Origin of the sequence: Paraburkholderia sp. 40 (assembly GCF_050434105.1) — a bacterium.
Classification (GTDB): domain Bacteria; phylum Pseudomonadota; class Gammaproteobacteria; order Burkholderiales; family Burkholderiaceae; genus Paraburkholderia; species Paraburkholderia tuberum.
This window is the reverse complement of sequence record NZ_JBNPVY010000003.1, coordinates 1,132,989-1,148,976: the sequence shown is the minus strand read 5'-3', so window position 1 is coordinate 1,148,976 and position 15,988 is coordinate 1,132,989. Positions and strand designations below refer to the sequence as shown.

Below are 15,988 nucleotides of genomic sequence, written 5' to 3'. Positions count from 1 at the left end.
GAGCGTACCCCCATGTCCGTTCTTCTCCGTTCGCGTGGCGCATGGATCGCCGTTGCGCTCGCCGCGATGGCGGCGACGTTGCCGTGGTGGTTTTCGGGCTACATCCTCGGCGTGCTCACGGTTGCGTATTACTTCGGCGTGTTCGCCATGTCGTGGGACCTGTTGTTCGGCTTTGCCGGCGAGGTCAACTTCGGGCCGACGTTCCTGATCGGACTCGGCGCCTATTCGGCCGCGATCCTCGACGCCAGATGGGGTCTGCCCATACCCGTTTGCGTGCTCGCTGGCGGTGGCGTCGCGCTGGTGGGCGGCCTGCTGCTGGCGGTGCCCGCGCTGCGGTTGCGCGGTCCTTACTTCGGGCTGGTTACGCTCGTGGCCGTGCTGCTGCTGCAGAACGCCATCGTGATCTTTGCGGGCATAACTGGCGGCGAGATCGGCATGATGGTGCCGGACGTGATGTCGGTCGATGCGAACCATAACTACTGGATCGCGCTCGCGTTCCTGATCGTTTGCGCTGTCCTGCTGTTCGGCCTGTCGCGTTCGGCAGTCGGTCTGATCCTGCAGGCAAGCGGCCAGGACGCGACCGGCGCGCAGGCGCTGGGTTTCAATGTCACGCGACACAAGCTCGTGGCCTTTTGCATCAGCGCCGTTTTCTCCGGCGTGGCCGGCGCGATGCTGGTGTTCTACCAGGGCACGGCCTCCGTGAGCACGGTGGTGGATCTCAGCGTGGGAGTACAGATCATCATCGCGGCCGTGCTCGGCGGACGCCGCACGATACTCGGCGCTGTGCTCGGCTCGATCTTCCTGATCGTCGCCGGCGAGTTTCTGCGCCCGCTCGGCCAGCTCAACACATTCGTCGTCGCGGCGGTCGCACTGGCGGCGCTGCTGTTCTTTCCAGACGGTCTGCTCGGCAATCTGCTGCGTGCGAGGGAGCGCCAATGAACGACACGCCGCTGCTTTCCGTACGCGGACTGACCAAGCGCTTCGGCGGTCTCGTCGCCGTCAGGGATATCGGCTTCGACATCCGGCCCGGCGAGATTCTTGGCCTGATCGGACCAAACGGCTCGGGCAAGTCCACCGTCATGAAGCTGATCATGGGAATCGAGCGGCCCAACGCGGGGTCGGTCAAGGTGAATGGCGTGGAGATGGCCGGCTGGGCGCCGCACCGGATCGCGCGCGCGGGCGTGGGCATCGTGTTTCAGCATTCGCGGCCGCTCCATCGGCAGACGGTGCTGGAACACATCAAGCTCGCGCTGCTTCCTGATTCGCTCGTCAAGCTGGCCGCCGAACCGCACGTGCACCAGCGCGCGCAGGAAATTGCCTCGCGTGTGGGCCTTGCCGCCGTCATGCATCGGCATCCCGCGACACTGCCATTTGCGGATCTGCGCCGCATGGAGATGGCCAAAGCGATTGCGCGCGACCCGCAGGTCGTGCTGGTGGACGAGCCGTTCGCGGGACTGACGGTGGCGGAATCGGAGGCGTTTTCCGAGCTGATTCGCGGCTTTCGCGCCGAAGGCCGCGCGGTGCTGCTGGTCGATCACAACGTCAAAAGTCTGTCCGCGCTCGCCGACCGCGTGCTCGCGATGTACCTTGGCGAGCACGTCGCCGAGGGCACCGCCGAACAAGTGATGCAGAACGAGACAGTGCGCCGGGTCTATCTGGGCAGCAAGCTGGAGTTGCGCCAGCGCACCGGAGCCGCGGGCATTGCCAGGCCCACGATCCTCGAGGTGACCGGTGTGCGTGTGCTTTACGACAAGGCGTGCGCACTCGACGACGTCAGTCTGCAGGTGCGCGAGGGCGAGTTCGTATCGGTTGTCGGTCTGAACGGTGCGGGCAAGACGACGCTTTTCAACGCGCTCTCGGGCCTCGTGCCGTACAAGGGGACGATTCGCTTCGACGGGCGCGATCTGCGCGGTAGCAGCGGTGCCGCGATCTCGCGCGCCGGCCTCGTGCAATGCCCGGAAACGCGCGAGCTATTCGGCGACATGACGGTACGCGAGAATCTCGAACTCGGCGGATATCATCTCGCCGATACGGTGCGCGCCAAACAGCTGTCGTGGCTGTTCGATCTCTTTCCGATCCTCAAATCGCGCCAGGGCCAAACCGCGCGCACGCTTTCCGGCGGCGAGCAGCAAATGCTCGCGATCGCGCGCGCGCTGATGACCCAGCCGAAGCTGCTGATTCTCGACGAACCGACACTGGGGCTCGCCCCCGTGATTCTCGAGCAATTGTCGAAAGCGCTGGATTCGCTGCAAAAGTCCACGCCCATTACCGTACTGCTGGGCGAGCAGAACGTCAGGTTTGCGCTGCCGCATGCGGACCGTGTCTACGTGCTCGAACATGCACGCATCATCTGGGAGGGCAGCGCTTCGCGCTTCGAGGCTGAGATGGGGCGCGGCTTTCTCGAGGCGGCGCCTACCGGTGAGCCCGACGCCACGACCTCCGGCGACGCGCGCAGCTAAGGCCCGCAGCGGCAGGCGAGCCCGTAGCGCGGCATCAGGACAGGGACGCAAAGCGAAATCGACCCGCCGCCTTCGTCAACAGACCGGTCTGCTCGGTCAGCGACGCGGCCGCGGCGGCTGCCTGCTCGACCAGCGCGGCATTTTGCTGCGACATCTGGTCCATCTGCGTAATCGCCCGATTGACTTCCTCGATGCCATCGCTCTGTTCGGCCGAGGCCGTCGCGATGTCGCTCATGATCGACGTGACGCGGCTGACGGCCGTCTGTACTTCGCCCATGGTCTCACCGGCCCGACCGACCAGGCGCGAACCGTCCGCGACGCGGGCTGTCGAGGCGTCGATAAGCTCCTTGATTTCCTTCGCCGCTGTCGCTGAGCGCTGGGCGAGATTGCGCACCTCGCCAGCGACGACGGCAAAGCCACGTCCTTCCTCTCCGGCGCGAGCAGCCTCGACAGCCGCATTCAACGCAAGGATGTTGGTTTGAAAGGCGATGCCTTCGATCACGCCAATGATCTCGCCCATCCTCTTCGCACCGTCGTGAATGTCGCTCATCGCGGCGATGACCTGACGCACCACGTCCGCACCCGCACCAGCCGTGGTCTTCGTCGCGTCGGCCAGCTCGCGCGCTTCACGCGCGTGCGCGGCGTTCTCCGTGACGGCATTGGTGAGTTGCTCCATGCTCGCCGCCGTTTCCTCGATGGACGCCGCCTGCGTCTCGGTGCGCGCCGACAGGTCCGCGTTGCCGGCCGAGATCTGCTGGGTCGCGGATGCGATCGACTCGCTGCCGCGCGCGATCTGTTCGATCATCGTGCCGATGTCCATCTGCATCTGCCCGACGCTTCTGACGAGGCGACCCATTTCGTCATCACTGTCGAAGCGCAATTGCTGCGACATGTCACCCTGAGCGAGTCGCTCGACATGGCGCACCGTCATATCGATCGGGCGCGCGATTGCGCGAAGCAGCGTGAAACCGCAGGTGACGCAGGTCAGAAGACCGACGGCGATCGCGATTCCGGTAATTGTCACGAGGGTGTCATACCGGTCCTGTGCCGTCTTGTAACGCACATTGCCCTGCTCGTTGCGAAACTTGTCCAGATCCGCGGTTTTCTGCGTGAGAGCCGCCGACAGCGGTGGCATCAAGACCATCGCATCATGGTCGGCGGCTTCATGATCGCCACGGCTCATCGCGTCCATCATCGGCTCGAGTGCGCCATGCAGCATCGCTTCACGGGCGTCGGCCACGGCCTTCGACAAGGCCGCCTCGGCCTCGGAAACGGGCAGTGCGCGGTACTCTTTCCAGGCCTTGTCGGAGACCGCAAGATAGTTGCGCGCCTTATCGATGAGCGCGGCTCTGTCCGCTGCTTCCGGGTGCAGCAGCACGCGGTCGAGCGTGGTACGCACTACCGTCAGGTTCAGGTTGGACTTGCCGAGCGCGGTTGCGGCAGCCACGTCGTTCGTGTACGCCTGCGCAACGGCATGGTTTGAACCACGCATGCCGGCGATCCCCAGCACGCCGGTCACCGTCAGCAGGAACCCGAGCAAGGCGAGTGTGGCGAGAAGACGGAACTTGATGGTCAGTTTCATGCTGAATTCGGTGGAGTGAGATGTCTCTGCATTAACGGCACCCACCCGGAAAAGTTCAGTTCTAGCGATGATTCGGCGAGCCGTCGAGAACCGCGGCGGCTTCGGTCGTCGGTGCCGGCGGGATCGCCGGTTGCGCGGCAGGAACAGGTGTGTGGAAGTGAGGCGTATTGTCGCGATCCAGCACCGCGCGCGCCAGGTTCCTGTCGAGTTGCCCCTCCCAGCGAGCGACGACGACGGTGGCAACGCCATTGCCGATCAGGTTCGTGACTGCGCGCGCCTCGTTGAGAAAGCGGTCCACGCCGAGCAGCAGCACGAGGCCTTCCACGGGAATCTTGTGCATCGAGGCGAGCGTCGCGGCCAGTGCGACGAATCCCGCCCCGGCCACACCCGCAGAACCCTTCGACGTGAGCAGCAGTACGCCGAGCACGAGCAACTGGTCCCAGATGCTCAGGTGGACGTTCATCGCCTGGGCGATGAACAAGGCCGCCATCGTCAGATAAATCGCCGTTCCGTCGGCATTGAACGTGTAGCCGGTGGGCAAGACCATGCCGACCACCGGGCGAGCGCAGCCCATCGCCTCCATCTTGATCAGCATCTGCGGCAACACCGCTTCAGTCGACGCCGTGCCGAGCGTAATCAGAATCTCGTCCCTGATGTAGCGGAGAAACTTCCACAGCGATAGCCCGCACATTTTCATGACGAGGCCGAGCACGAAGAACACGAAGAAAAACGAAGTCAGATACAGACAAAGCATCAATTCGCCGAACGATGCCAACGTGCCGATGCCGTATTTGCCGATAGTGAAGGCCATGCCCCCGAACGCGCCGATCGGAGCAACGTACATGACGATTCGCACGACGCCGAACATTCCTTGAAGGAACATGTCGAGCATGTCGACGAATGGCGCGGCACGAGGTCCGAGCTTTGCCAGCGAGATGGCGAGCAGGACTGAAAAGAAAATGATGGGAAGCATCTCGCCATTGGCGAATGCCCCGACGATGCTATTCGGAACGATGCTCATGAAGAAGTCGAGCATGCCGTGTTGCTGCGCCGCGTGCGTGTAGGTCGAAATCGCAGCGGCATCGATCTGCGAGGGATCGATGTTCATTCCGCTGCCGGGTTTGATGACATTGACCACTACCATTCCCGCTATCAGCGCAATGGTCGACGCCAGTTCGAAATACAGGAGGGCTTTCACGCCAACCCGGCCGGCTTGATGAAGGTCGTTCATGCGCGCAATCCCGACCACGACCGACGCAAAGATGATCGGTGCAAGCAGCATCCGGATCAGCTTGATGAACAGGTCGCCCAGCGGTTTCATCTGCGAGGCGAGCTCGGGGTAGAAGTGGCCGAGTAGGACCCCGGCCACGATCCCGATGAGGACCTGAACGTACAGCTTGGAAAGTGCTCTTCTTACTTTCGATACTGGCATGTCTGTCTCCTGTGCGTGGCGTCTTCAAAGGGAAAATGCGGCCCTCCCACGCAGCAGCGTGGGAGGGCCGCATTGAGCCGGCTTCGTTCCGTCTTTATATGAGCCATTCAACCGGGAATATTGGTCGGTGCCGTTGCGAGCACGCGTTATTCAGCCAACTTGCGCATCTCGGCGATGAGGTCGGATTTGCCTTCGAAGCCGATGCCGGGCAGCTCCGGCATCGTGATATATCCGTTCTCGACGCGAACGCCGTCAGGGAAGCCGCCGTATGGCTGGAACAGGTCCGGGTACGATTCGTTGCCGCCAAGTCCGAGGCCCGCCGCGATGTTCAGCGACATCTGGTGCCCGCCGTGGGGAATACAACGGCTGCGCGACCAGCCATGCTGATGCAGCATGTCGAGCGTTCGCAGATATTCAACGAGGCCGTAGCTCAACGCGCAATCGAATTGCAGCCAGTCGCGATCGGGGCGCATGCCGCCGTAGCGGATCAGGTTGCGAGCATCCTGCATCGAGAACAGGTTTTCGCCAGTTGCCATCGGCTTGTCATAGTAGTTGCGCAGTGTCGCCTGCAACTCGAAGTCGAGCGGGTCGCCCGCCTCTTCGTACCAGAACAGGTCGTACTGCGACAGGGCCTTCGCATACCTGATCGCCGTATCGAGGTCGAAGCGGCCATTGGCATCGACCGCGAGCTTCTGGCCGTCCTGCAGCACGCTGAGGATCGAGTCGATGCGTCGCAGGTCTTCGTCGAGCGAGGCACCGCCGATTTTCTTCTTCACGACCGTGTAGCCCCGGTCGATGTAGCTGCGCATCTCATCCTTGAGCTTTTCGTGGTCCTGGCCCGGATAGTAGTAGCCGCCCGCCGCGTAGACGAAGATCTTGCGGTTGGCCTCGCCATTGCCGTGTCGTTCCGCGAGGAGCTGAAACAGCGGTTTGCCCGCGATTTTCGCCACCGCGTCCCAGACGGCCATGTCGATCGTGCCGATGGCGACGGACCGCTCACCGTGGCCACCGGGCTTCTCGTTGATGAACATCGTCGCCCAGATCTTGTGGGGATCGAGGTTGTCGCCGGAGTCGTCGACCAGCGAGGCAGGGGCGGCCTCGAGCAGGCGCGGAATGAAGCGCTCGCGCATCAGCTTGCCCTGGCCGTAACGGCCGTTCGAGTTGAAGCCGTAGCCGATCACCGGCTTGCCGTCGCGAATGACGTCCGTGACGACCGCGACGAGACTCAAGGTCATTTTGCTGAAGTCGATGTAGGCGTTCCGGATCGGGGAACTGATCGGAACGGTTTTTTCGCGGATTTCAACGATTCTCACGCCACTGTCTCCAGAGATTTGAACAGTTATTGAGCCACCCCGGCTTCAATGTGGTGCATAGCTTAGCCGCGAAAGAGCTTGCTAGAATTCACTTACGTTCACTACATATTTCACCAAAAGTGAGTACTGCCCCCGCATCCGACTTTGAGTTCTTCATTCTCCTGGCGAAACTCAGGAGCATGTCCGGCGCCGCCCGGGCGCTCGATCTGAGTCCGCCAGCGGCGACCAAGCGGCTGGGGATCATCGAGCAGCGACTCGGCGCGCGTCTGGTCAACCGGACCACGCGCAGCGTCAGCCTGACGCCCGAGGGCGAGACCTATCTGCGCTACGCGTCCCAGATCGTCGGGCAGGTCCGCGAGATGGAGGAGGCCATAACCGGCGCCAGACGCGATCCGCATGGGCCGTTGCGCATCAACGCGACGCTCGGTTTTGGCAGGACGACCATCGCGCCGCTCGTCTCCGACTTCGCAAAGCGCTTTCCGAATGTCGAAGTTCAGTTCGAGGTGACAGACCGGCCGGTCGATCTCGTCGAAGGGGCCTTCGACATGGCGATACGGTTCGGCGAGCTACCCGACAGTCGCCTGAGCGCGAGGCGCATCATGAGCAATCGCCGTTTTCTTTGCGCGTCCCCGAAATATCTGGAACGTTTTGGAACGCCCGAGCGGGTGGAGGACCTGCACCAGCATCGCTGCATCATTCATCGGCAGAACGATGACGCTTATGGCGTGTGGCGCTACATCGTGAACGACCACATCGAGGCGATCAAGGTCAAAGGCGCGCTATCGAGCAATGACGGCGACATTGCCCTTCGGTGGGCGCTCGACGGTCATGGGATTCTGATTCGCTCTGAATGGGATCTGGCCAAGTATGTACAGAGCGGGCGTCTTAAGCTCGTGCTGCCGAATACCGTGCTGCCGTCTGCGGACCTGTTCGTCTATTACCCCAGGCAGCGCAATCAGACCGCGCGGGCGCGCGCCTTCATTGACTTCCTCGTCGATCATTTTCACGCACCGTTCACACCGGTCGACGCCATCGTCGAAGTTCCGGAAAGGAAGAAGTGGGTCTCGCGAAAGTGACGTTGATGTCGCGAGGCGTCGCTGCGACTCAATCACAGGTGGATCGTATTTGATGGGAACAAGCTTTCGAATACCCGACTAAGCTAGTCAGATAACCATCAATAATTCATGCATTGAACGCGGCGGTCGAAGCCGCCCGTGCTGGCGACGCCGGCCGTTCGTTCGCGGTCGTCGCCACCGAAGTGCGCATGCTGGCGCAACGTTGCGCGGAGTCTGCCCGGCAAATCAAGTCCGTGGTGGATCTGACCGTCGCGGAAGTCTCGCAAGGAACGGAACTGATCGACCGCACCGCGTCGCAGATGAAAGTGATCGACGAGACGGTCAGACGCGTACTGACCATCATCGACGATGTCTCCAATGCAAGCGACGGCCACCGCGCAACGGCTGATCGACTCCGCTCATGTGCTCGATGAGACCGTGCGCCTTTTTACTATCGCCGGTCAGCGTGAGTCGTCGCTTACGGTCGCTCGATGATCGCTCCCATTCGGGGCGGACCGCTCGGATCGTAGTGGAGGTTTAGCGCATCACCGCCGGTTTTTTCCAGCGGCTCGATCTTTGCAGTCAACCTAGTTCGAACGAACTCACCCCGAACACGCGTTGCACGGGAACGGCCGGCGGGGCGCGAGTGTACATTCGCGCCGTTTCGAACGCGCTAACCATGCCGTAGCGTTCAGCGAGCGCTACGGCGGCCGCGTTGACCTCCGGGACGTCGAACGCGATGACTTCGCCTTCGACGCTCGCGACCAGTCCGTCGAACAGATCGTTGGCAATCCGTGAGTCGTCCGCAAAGAGCGGACCGATCTTGTAGCCGGTCCTGCAACGGCGCAGCACGCCGTACCCCCTTATCTGAGCGTTGCGCACATCCGCCAGGGCCAGCGCCTGCGGTTGCGCGATCCAGTCCGCCAGGAAGCGGGGACGGGCGGTCGAAAAACATGCGCTGTCGTAGGCAACCAGTTGCGCGAAGGGTACCTCCCGCGCGTTCGTCAGGTTTGGCGTCGACGCCGCTTGCACGACGCTCTGGAAGCGGATGTTGCGATAGGCGAGATGGAAGCCGGATTTTTCATAGTTCTGCTGCTGGGCAACGACACCATCGAGGCCGATCGTACGATCTCCCAGATAGCGCATCGCGTGCTGCCAGGTGCGCAGACCGAAACCCCTGGCGCGAAACGCCGGCTTGACGATGTAGAGGCCAATGAAACCGAAACGCTCATCGTAGGCGACTGCCGAGATACATGCCACCGGCTCCCCACGCCAGGTACCGACGAAAAAGCCATTGGGGTCTGCATTCCAGAAGCACCTCGCGTCGTCGAGGCCCGGATTCCACCCCTCTGCCGCAGCCCATTCGACCGCCAGATCGACCTCGCGGAACGACATGTTGCGCACAATGAAATCGTCACGATCATCCATGATCAAATGCATCAACGTGATTGGCTACAACGTCTACGCAGGTGTGAAGACGACAGCGCCCTGCTCGGCAACTTGCGCGAAGGTCCGAGCGAAGCGGTAGGCCTGTCCTTCAATGACCAACTGGTTGAATCCTGACCGTGTGGTCTCCAGAAGCGCGTGGACCAGCTTGTTCGGAATGGCCGCGCAGCTTATCCAGTCCGCGTCTGGCTCGCCAGGATCACCAAGATAGACTTCGCAATTTTCGCCTTGAGAGAGCACAAAAATCAGGCTCTTTCCTTTGTCTAGCGAAAGCTCCAGGTACCCTGAAAGCGTAGATACCGCCTCGGTCGCTACATCGAGCGGGTCACGAGAGGAAGAGGTCATAAGTGGCCTTTGTGGGTCGGGCGTGGCATCCAGATAGGTAACACGACATGGCACACCTGGAAGACGATCAGACCGGCAACTGGCCGGGCGCACCATCCAGAATGCGAAGCTTGTCGTCGATGTCGGGAAGCTGATGACCAGCCGCGCGAAGCTCGTTCACAAGCCGATGCGCAGTTGCACAACACTGCGCAAGCGTCTCATGCAGTCGCGGTTCGCCCCGCAGACCGGTCACCACCTTTTCCAGCTCGGAGGGGGGCTCGCTTAGCAGGGCGGGAACCACCTCTTCCGGCGGGATCAGCGACCCGTGGCTCAAAAGCTGGGCCGTCCACTCGCATCCATACAGCAACGTCCGTCGCTCAGCCCGTTTCGCTTCTTCCTGCTCCAGAGTCGCGAGACTGTGCCGGTTCTTGTGAATCGAAGCGCGCCAGGTCGCAAGTATGTCGGCGCGCAACGCTGCAATTGCATTGCCGAGCGACGTGCTCTGTCCGCCAACGACGAGCCGGCGTTCGTCAAGCCTGTCGACGTGGTCCCGGTATCCTTCGAGGAAGGCTGCCAGTTCAAGGGCAATTCGGTCGTCTCGGAGAACGACCGGCTAGTCTCATTGAGCTCGGTCCTGATGTCCTCGATGGCCCGAGCGTCGGCAAGCCGTGCCTCATAGACCTCATGAGCCGTCACCATCTGGCGATGAAGGGCGAAAAGGGGATTCTTGTGGCGGCGTTGCAGGTGTCGCTCGGCGGCGCCGGGATGAGCACTCCATCTCCAGTTGGGCAGCGATTTCGCGTCGAAGTCGACCGCGTCTATCATGGGCCGGAATACCGCCAGCCCCTCTTCGGTTGCATGGTGAAAACAGTCGGCCAGTTTGAAGTCGTTGCCTTGCAGGTAGGTGCCTTCGTTCCCGGCATAAGGCGAGTCCGGTGCGAGCCGGAGGAAGGCAGTAGCGAGGAAAAACTCCATGGGTAGCTCGACGGACAGACCCTCCAGTCGGAAGGTGCGCTGTTGAGCGGAAAGGTCCTCGACAGAATGCGCGAGGCGGTTTTCGAGGTCGAGGAGCGAGTCGATCTTGTCGCCGGACGACGGTTGCATCGCGTCGGCGAGCAGGCACAAAGACTCACGCACCATTTTTGCCGCGATCGTGCCGTGCTTCTCGGCGAAAAGCCACAACCAGAGGGCAAGCTGATACCCCCGGACCCCGTCTCGCGCGAGCGTTTCGACTTCGGGCGCAAAAGTAATTCCAGGCGCGGCCCAGTTCGCAAACGGTGGCGAGTCGCCGCCCAGGTACATATCCAGAAGCTGCTTCAACGACTCATGCGTGCCGCTCGGCCAGCTTCGCGTCTCGTCGTACCGCTTCTCGGTCTTCCAAAGTTTCCAGGCCATCGTGAACCTCGCAAGAGTGTGCGGGATGCGGCTTGGTGAAGATACTTGCACACTCGGTCGGGGGCGTAAACCGGCGGTTGACCTTGTTGACCCGGAGAGGTTGCCGCGGTGCGATGGGGTTTAAAGCGGGTCAAAACGCTATGAGGATGGATCGGCTCTTGGTCGATCAGTGTCGCCATAAGTCAGGCTTTCTCGGCCTGCTCGATCCTGGACTGGCGCGACTCGGAAGCGGTGTCCGGGCGCATTCGAATCCCGCGGCTCGTGGTCGGTCGAGGTTTCGCTCACGCGCGGTTAGTACTAGGCTAGAAGCCGGATCGACGAAGACCGGCTGACACGCGAACCATCCACGGTCGCGTTGGCCCGTGTTCGACGTGTTTTCATCGGCGTGTTGCCGCAATGGAGCGAGGTCCACCATGCAATTGTCCGCCGTCAAGGTCGTCAAGCCCGAAGCGACCAACTTCATTCTCGGGCAAAGCCACTTCATCAAATCTGTCGAGGATATTCACGAAGCGATGGTCGGCACGGTGCCCGGTATCAAGTTCGGTCTCGCGTTTTGCGAGGCTTCCGGCAAGCGCCTCGTGCGGCGCTCCGGCACCGACGAAAGCCTCGTCGAGATGGCATGCCAGAACGCAACCAACGTCGGCGCGGGCCATAGTTTCTTCGTGTTTCTGGGCGACGGCTTTTTCCCCGTCAACGTGCTGAACACGATCAAGGCCGTGCCGGAGGTCTGCCGCATCTTCTGCGCAACGGCGAATCCCGTCGAAGTGCTGATCGCTGAAACAGATCAGGGGCGAGGCATCGTCGGCGTGGTCGATGGTTTTTCGCCTGTCGGCACGGAAAGCGCGGAGGACATTCAATGGCGCAAGGATCTTTTGCGCACGATAGGCTACAAGCTGTAGCGGCTGCGCGTTCACCCGCTTTACGCGCGCCGCGATGCCTGCCGACCTCCTATGGAACGACAACGACGCCTGATTCCGGGCACGCTGTGGCCCGCCATTGTGCGACAGACCGGACATGCGCTGAGCTGCGGCGCGCTGCGACCGATCGACACGCAACAGTCCGTGATCGACAGCGGCGGCATCCGCTTTCTCGTGCGTCAGGTGTCGAGCCTGACGCGCAAGGAACAGCAACGCGAGCAAGCGCGAAAGCTGCAGACGGCAAAACACCCTCAGGCGAACCCATTTCTTCCCTATGAGCCGGATCTGTTCGTCGCCGACATCTCCGATACTCACCTCGCGTTGCTGAACAAGTTCAACGTGATCGATCATCATCTGCTGATCGTCACGCGCGAATTCGAACCGCAGGAAGCGCTGCTCGATCTTGCCGATTTCGAAGCGCTGCTCGCGTGCATGGCCGAATTCGACGGCATCGGCTTTTACAACGCCGGCACGCAGGCGGGCGCGAGCCAGCCGCACAAGCACCTGCAGATCGTGCCGCTGCCGCTCGGGGAAGCCGATCCGTCCGTGCCTGTCGAGCCCTTGCTCGGTGCGGAGAACGGCATGCCGGATCTGCCGTTTCGGCATGCGTTCGCACGCTTTCACGCCGATGATCTGGCTCGCGCGGATGCGCCGAAGCTGGCGCTTTCCCGCTATCGCACGCTGCTCGACGCGGCGGATATCGGCGCGCTCGAAATCGGCCGTGCCTGCTGTCATGCGACGCCCTACAACCTCCTGGTCACGCGGCGCTGGATGTTGCTCGTGCCGAGATCGCAAGAGCGCGTCGAAGGCGTGTCGGTCAACGCACTCGGCTTTGCGGGTTCGCTGTTCGTGCGCGATGCGGCTCAACTGGATGTGATCGAAAGCCTCGGCCCGATGACGGTATTGGAACGCGTCGCGCTGCCTGCGAATACATAGCGGCCGTGCAACCCGACCGCGCAGCAGACTCACGCGACGAACTCAAGCTCCGTCCGACTGCAAATACCTGTGCGCGAAAGCAATCGCCATGCTGCCCTCGCCGACGATCGTCACACGCGCCTTTGGCGGCTCGGCGGAAAGGCTTTGCAGCCCGCCGATGCGTTCGCGCGCGAGCGCGCCCATCTTGAACGCCACGTCGGGCGCCGCCGCGAGCGCATAGTATTGCGGCGCGTCGACCCGCATCACGCGCGAAGGCTCGGCCGCTCGATACGCGCCCGGAAACGGTGAGCTCAGCGCGAGCGGCACTTCGCCGAAAATCGTGCCGGGCAGACGCCAGCCCAAGGTTCGCTCGATGCCGTCGAACGTCTTGATGACTTCCATCTTGCCCGACAGCACGGCGTATAACGCGCGCTCGCCGCCTTCATGGACCGCGAACTCGCCCGCGCATAGATGCAGGTCGGCGCACGCGTGCACGAGGATTTCCAGTTCGCTGTCGGGGAGGGTCGAGAACAGCGGGACGGCGCGGATGTCGTCGATCGTCAGCATGGCTTGGTTTTCCGTTCTGTCAGGCAGATGACGCAACGCGCGGTCCACCGCATTTCAGCGGCGTCATGTCGGACGATTGGACTCGCGCAAACGGATGCGCAGACAACGCGCGAAGGCAGCAACCGCACCGACCCAGTATAGGATTTTCAGATCGCGATGCAGACGATCGAGCCATGGGTGCGCTTCTGAAAGACCTAAGCTGGATGAACGGCCGCGATATGAATGCCGTATTTCGTCGCTGTCATGCAACTAGTACCAGGCGATCTGCGTGGAGGTGCGCAATGGTGTTGCGATGGGTGCGAATGGTATGTCTGGCGACGTACCTGTGTGCCAGCGCACAAGGATGTCTGGCCGCGGATTCGTCGGCAGCGCTCGCGGCTCCTGTCGCGCCGCCGGTCGTCTATGTCTCCGATTTCGATCTCGACGCCGCGAACATCGCCCCTGACAGCGGGCCAGGCCACCGCGCGCGAGGCATCCTGGGCGATCTCAAAGCCAGTTTCAGGTCGCGGTTTCCTGCGATAACCTGGCTACACCGGAGTTACCGCCGCTCTATGAAACTGTTGAAGAGGGGGCGAGCAGGGATATGCCGGGCGCCGTGATCAAGCTCAACCCGTACGTGATCGCCGCGAAGGTCGTTCTGTCCGGCCGCGATGAAAAGACGGCGGTCAGGAAAAGCGCGGAGCAGATCGCTGACGAACTCGCGCGACGGCTTCAGACGGGTGCAAGGGAGGCCGGCAGCGCAGCCCCCGCCCGATAGGCGGCCGAAGCCGCCCGCTCAGCAGCCCGTCCGCTTGACGCGCTCGACCGCGAGGCCGAACACCGGACGCAGCTTCGTGCCGACCACGTTGCCGAAAAATGCCGAGACGAGCCACAGCCAGCCGTGCAGGCTGCCCGACACGATGCCGCTGAAGTACGCGCCGATATTGCAGCCGTACGCGAGGCGCGCGCCGTAGCCGAGAATCAGTCCGCCGATGATTGCCGCGATCAGCGAGCGCAGCGGCAGACGCCACACCGGCGCATAGCGGCCGGCCAGCGAAGCGGCAACCATCGCGCCGATCACGATGCCGATGTCCATTACCGACTTCACGTCGTGGCTGATCGGTGCGGCAAGGGCGGCCGCGTTCGGGCCGGTGCTCCACACATGCCAGCTCGCGACGTCGACGCCCATCGCGGAGAACGCCTTCGCGCCCCACAGCGCGAACGCCGACGTGATGCCCCACGGATGGCCCGACAGCGCGAGCGTCACGAAGTTGAGGATCGCGAGCACGACGCCGCCGGTGAGGAGCGGCCACGGGCCGTGCAGCCACGGCGATGCGTTCGGGGCGCGATCCACGTCGCTGACGAGACGGCCGTGACGGCGCTTTTCGATCAGCACGGTCAGCGCGGCGATGGCCGCGAACACCACGAGGTTCAGCGCGATCGCCGGGCCGACGCCGAGCGTCTGCACGAGCGAGATCGGCGGGAGATGCGGCAGCGCGGACCAGAACGGCATGTGCGCGGTGCCGATCACCGAGCCGATGATGAACGCGATCAGCGTGACCACCATCCGTGTGCTGCCGCCGCCGACCGTATACAGCGTGCCGGAGGCGCAGCCGCCGCCGAGCTGCATGCCGATGCCGAACAAGAACGCGCCGATCAGGACCGACGTGCCGACGGGCGACACTTCGCCGACGACCGGATGACCGAATAGCGTGCCGGCGGAAAGCGCCGGGAAGAACAGCAGCACGCCGATCGCGAGCATCAGCATCTGCGCGCGCAGGCCGGCGCCGCGGCCGTCGGCGATGAACACGCGCCATGCGGACGTGAAGCCGAACGCGGCGTGATAGAGCGTGACGCCGAGCAGCGCGCCGAGGACGTACAGCGCGGCCTGTTTCACGCTGACGGTCTGCGCGAGATAGATCGCGCCGAGCACGACCAGCGCGAGCGCGACGGCGAGCGGCTTCGGATTGATGTTGACGAGACGGCGGGGCGCGCCGAACGGCGTGGAGAGATCGGACATGATGAGCGGGGCGGACGCGCTTGTCGCGCGAGGGTGGCACGCCTATGAAACGGCGGTCGATGGCGCGGGACGAGGGCCGCGAATAATCGTTTTGGGAAAGCTCGCAAGTATACCGAAATGTCGCGTTGCGGCTGTTGCCCGGCAAGGTTCGCCCTGCTCGATGGCAAATCCGGGCGCGCACGGTGCCGCCAGGCTGCAACGCCCGCCGCACGGGGGCTTGGCGGAGGTCGACCGCGCTTGAAACCAGTGACTTAATAACCTCCCGTAATAACGGTATTTCAAACTTGCATTGAGATCGTTATCAAGATGGAAGGCGACGGTAATCCGGCCTGCTGGGTGGTTCGCCATGCAGTCAAGGATGCGCCGTGCCGGTCGCGCAACAACGTTTCGGGCCGAAATATCGACCAAATCAGCCACGATTTTCAAAAACACATCGCTTCACGACGCTGACTGGTTGGCGCTCACACACCAGACCGCCGTCATGCGGCACGACCCGTACGAAAGTCTCAACCCGAAGGCGCAAAACGTTGAGATTGTCGTTAAGTGCCGACGAAGCGAACTGCTAATCTTCATACGCGGCGACT

At 62.6% G+C, this 15,988-nt stretch carries 15 protein-coding genes and 1 pseudogene; 7 read left to right on the top strand and 9 right to left on the bottom strand.

What is annotated here, in order from left to right; genetic code table 11:
- Positions 1–12: 12 nt before the first annotated feature.
- Both OKW28_RS20775 and OKW28_RS20770 read left to right on the top strand, forming a co-directional pair.
- Complete coding sequence (locus tag OKW28_RS20775; RefSeq protein ID WP_429448449.1) at positions 13–939, top strand: branched-chain amino acid ABC transporter permease; 927 nt, start codon at positions 13–15, stop codon at positions 937–939.
- Positions 936–2,459: an ATP-binding cassette domain-containing protein gene (locus tag OKW28_RS20770; protein WP_429448448.1), complete on the top strand. Its 1,524-nt coding sequence runs from the start codon at positions 936–938 to the stop codon at positions 2,457–2,459. Before OKW28_RS20775 ends, OKW28_RS20770 begins: the two co-directional genes overlap by 4 nt.
- 34 nt (positions 2,460–2,493) lie before the next feature.
- Here the strand turns inward: OKW28_RS20770 and OKW28_RS20765 are convergent, their stop codons facing one another.
- The 3 genes from OKW28_RS20765 to OKW28_RS20755 all read right to left on the bottom strand — a co-directional run bounded on the left by OKW28_RS20765 (position 2,494) and on the right by OKW28_RS20755 (position 6,786).
- Positions 2,494–4,041, bottom strand: a complete 1,548-nt coding sequence (locus OKW28_RS20765; RefSeq protein WP_429448446.1) for a methyl-accepting chemotaxis protein — start codon at positions 4,039–4,041, stop codon at positions 2,494–2,496.
- A gap of 61 nt (positions 4,042–4,102) precedes the next feature.
- Positions 4,103–5,473, bottom strand: coding sequence for a C4-dicarboxylate transporter DctA (gene dctA / locus OKW28_RS20760; RefSeq protein WP_429448444.1), 1,371 nt, complete (start codon positions 5,471–5,473; stop codon positions 4,103–4,105).
- A 146-nt stretch (positions 5,474–5,619) separates the two neighbouring features.
- On the bottom strand, positions 5,620–6,786 hold the full coding sequence (locus OKW28_RS20755) for a mandelate racemase/muconate lactonizing enzyme family protein (RefSeq protein ID WP_429448442.1): 1,167 nt from the start codon (positions 6,784–6,786) through the stop codon (positions 5,620–5,622).
- 179 nt (positions 6,787–6,965) lie between these two features.
- On the opposite strand from OKW28_RS20755, the gene OKW28_RS20750 reads away from it, so the two are divergent.
- The gene (locus OKW28_RS20750; RefSeq protein ID WP_429448821.1) at positions 6,966–7,862 is read left to right on the top strand and encodes a LysR substrate-binding domain-containing protein; all 897 of its coding nucleotides are present in this window, start codon (positions 6,966–6,968) and stop codon (positions 7,860–7,862) included.
- A gap of 104 nt (positions 7,863–7,966) precedes the next feature.
- A pseudogene (locus tag OKW28_RS20745) lies at positions 7,967–8,336 on the top strand (methyl-accepting chemotaxis protein); the annotation flags it as partial.
- Between the two features lie 87 nt (positions 8,337–8,423).
- Here the strand turns inward: OKW28_RS20745 and OKW28_RS20740 are convergent.
- The 4 genes from OKW28_RS20740 to OKW28_RS20725 form a co-directional block, all read right to left on the bottom strand.
- Entirely contained in the window at positions 8,424–9,269 is an 846-nt protein-coding gene (locus OKW28_RS20740) for a GNAT family N-acetyltransferase (protein WP_429448441.1), read from the bottom strand.
- A gap of 33 nt (positions 9,270–9,302) precedes the next feature.
- Positions 9,303–9,632 (bottom strand): hypothetical protein, encoded by a 330-nt coding sequence (locus OKW28_RS20735; protein ID WP_429448440.1) that lies wholly within the window; start codon positions 9,630–9,632, stop codon positions 9,303–9,305.
- Between the two features lie 67 nt (positions 9,633–9,699).
- Complete coding sequence (locus tag OKW28_RS20730; RefSeq protein ID WP_429448438.1) at positions 9,700–9,945, bottom strand: hypothetical protein; 246 nt, start codon at positions 9,943–9,945, stop codon at positions 9,700–9,702.
- Positions 9,942–11,006 (bottom strand): hypothetical protein, encoded by a 1,065-nt coding sequence (locus OKW28_RS20725; RefSeq protein ID WP_429448437.1) that lies wholly within the window; start codon positions 11,004–11,006, stop codon positions 9,942–9,944. Before OKW28_RS20725 ends, OKW28_RS20730 begins: the two co-directional genes overlap by 4 nt.
- A 413-nt stretch (positions 11,007–11,419) precedes the next feature.
- Between OKW28_RS20725 and OKW28_RS20720 the strand changes: the two genes are divergently transcribed.
- Together OKW28_RS20720 and OKW28_RS20715 are read left to right on the top strand one after the other, a co-directional pair.
- Entirely contained in the window at positions 11,420–11,905 is a 486-nt protein-coding gene (locus OKW28_RS20720; RefSeq protein ID WP_018422486.1) for an adenosine-specific kinase, read from the top strand.
- Positions 11,906–11,956: 51 nt separating this feature from the next.
- Entirely contained in the window at positions 11,957–12,859 is a 903-nt protein-coding gene (locus OKW28_RS20715) for an ATP adenylyltransferase family protein (protein ID WP_429448435.1), read from the top strand.
- Between the two features lie 42 nt (positions 12,860–12,901).
- Here the strand turns inward: OKW28_RS20715 and OKW28_RS20710 are convergent, their stop codons facing one another.
- Positions 12,902–13,405: a Crp/Fnr family transcriptional regulator gene (locus OKW28_RS20710; RefSeq protein ID WP_429448433.1), complete on the bottom strand. Its 504-nt coding sequence runs from the start codon at positions 13,403–13,405 to the stop codon at positions 12,902–12,904.
- 583 nt (positions 13,406–13,988) lie between these two features.
- Between OKW28_RS20710 and OKW28_RS20705 the strand changes: the two genes are divergently transcribed.
- Complete coding sequence (locus OKW28_RS20705) at positions 13,989–14,162, top strand: hypothetical protein (RefSeq protein ID WP_429448431.1); 174 nt, start codon at positions 13,989–13,991, stop codon at positions 14,160–14,162.
- 18 nt (positions 14,163–14,180) lie between these two features.
- Here the strand turns inward: OKW28_RS20705 and OKW28_RS20700 are convergent, their stop codons facing one another.
- On the bottom strand, positions 14,181–15,404 hold the full coding sequence (locus OKW28_RS20700; RefSeq protein WP_429448430.1) for a YeeE/YedE family protein: 1,224 nt from the start codon (positions 15,402–15,404) through the stop codon (positions 14,181–14,183).
- Positions 15,405–15,988: the final 584 nt, after the last annotated feature.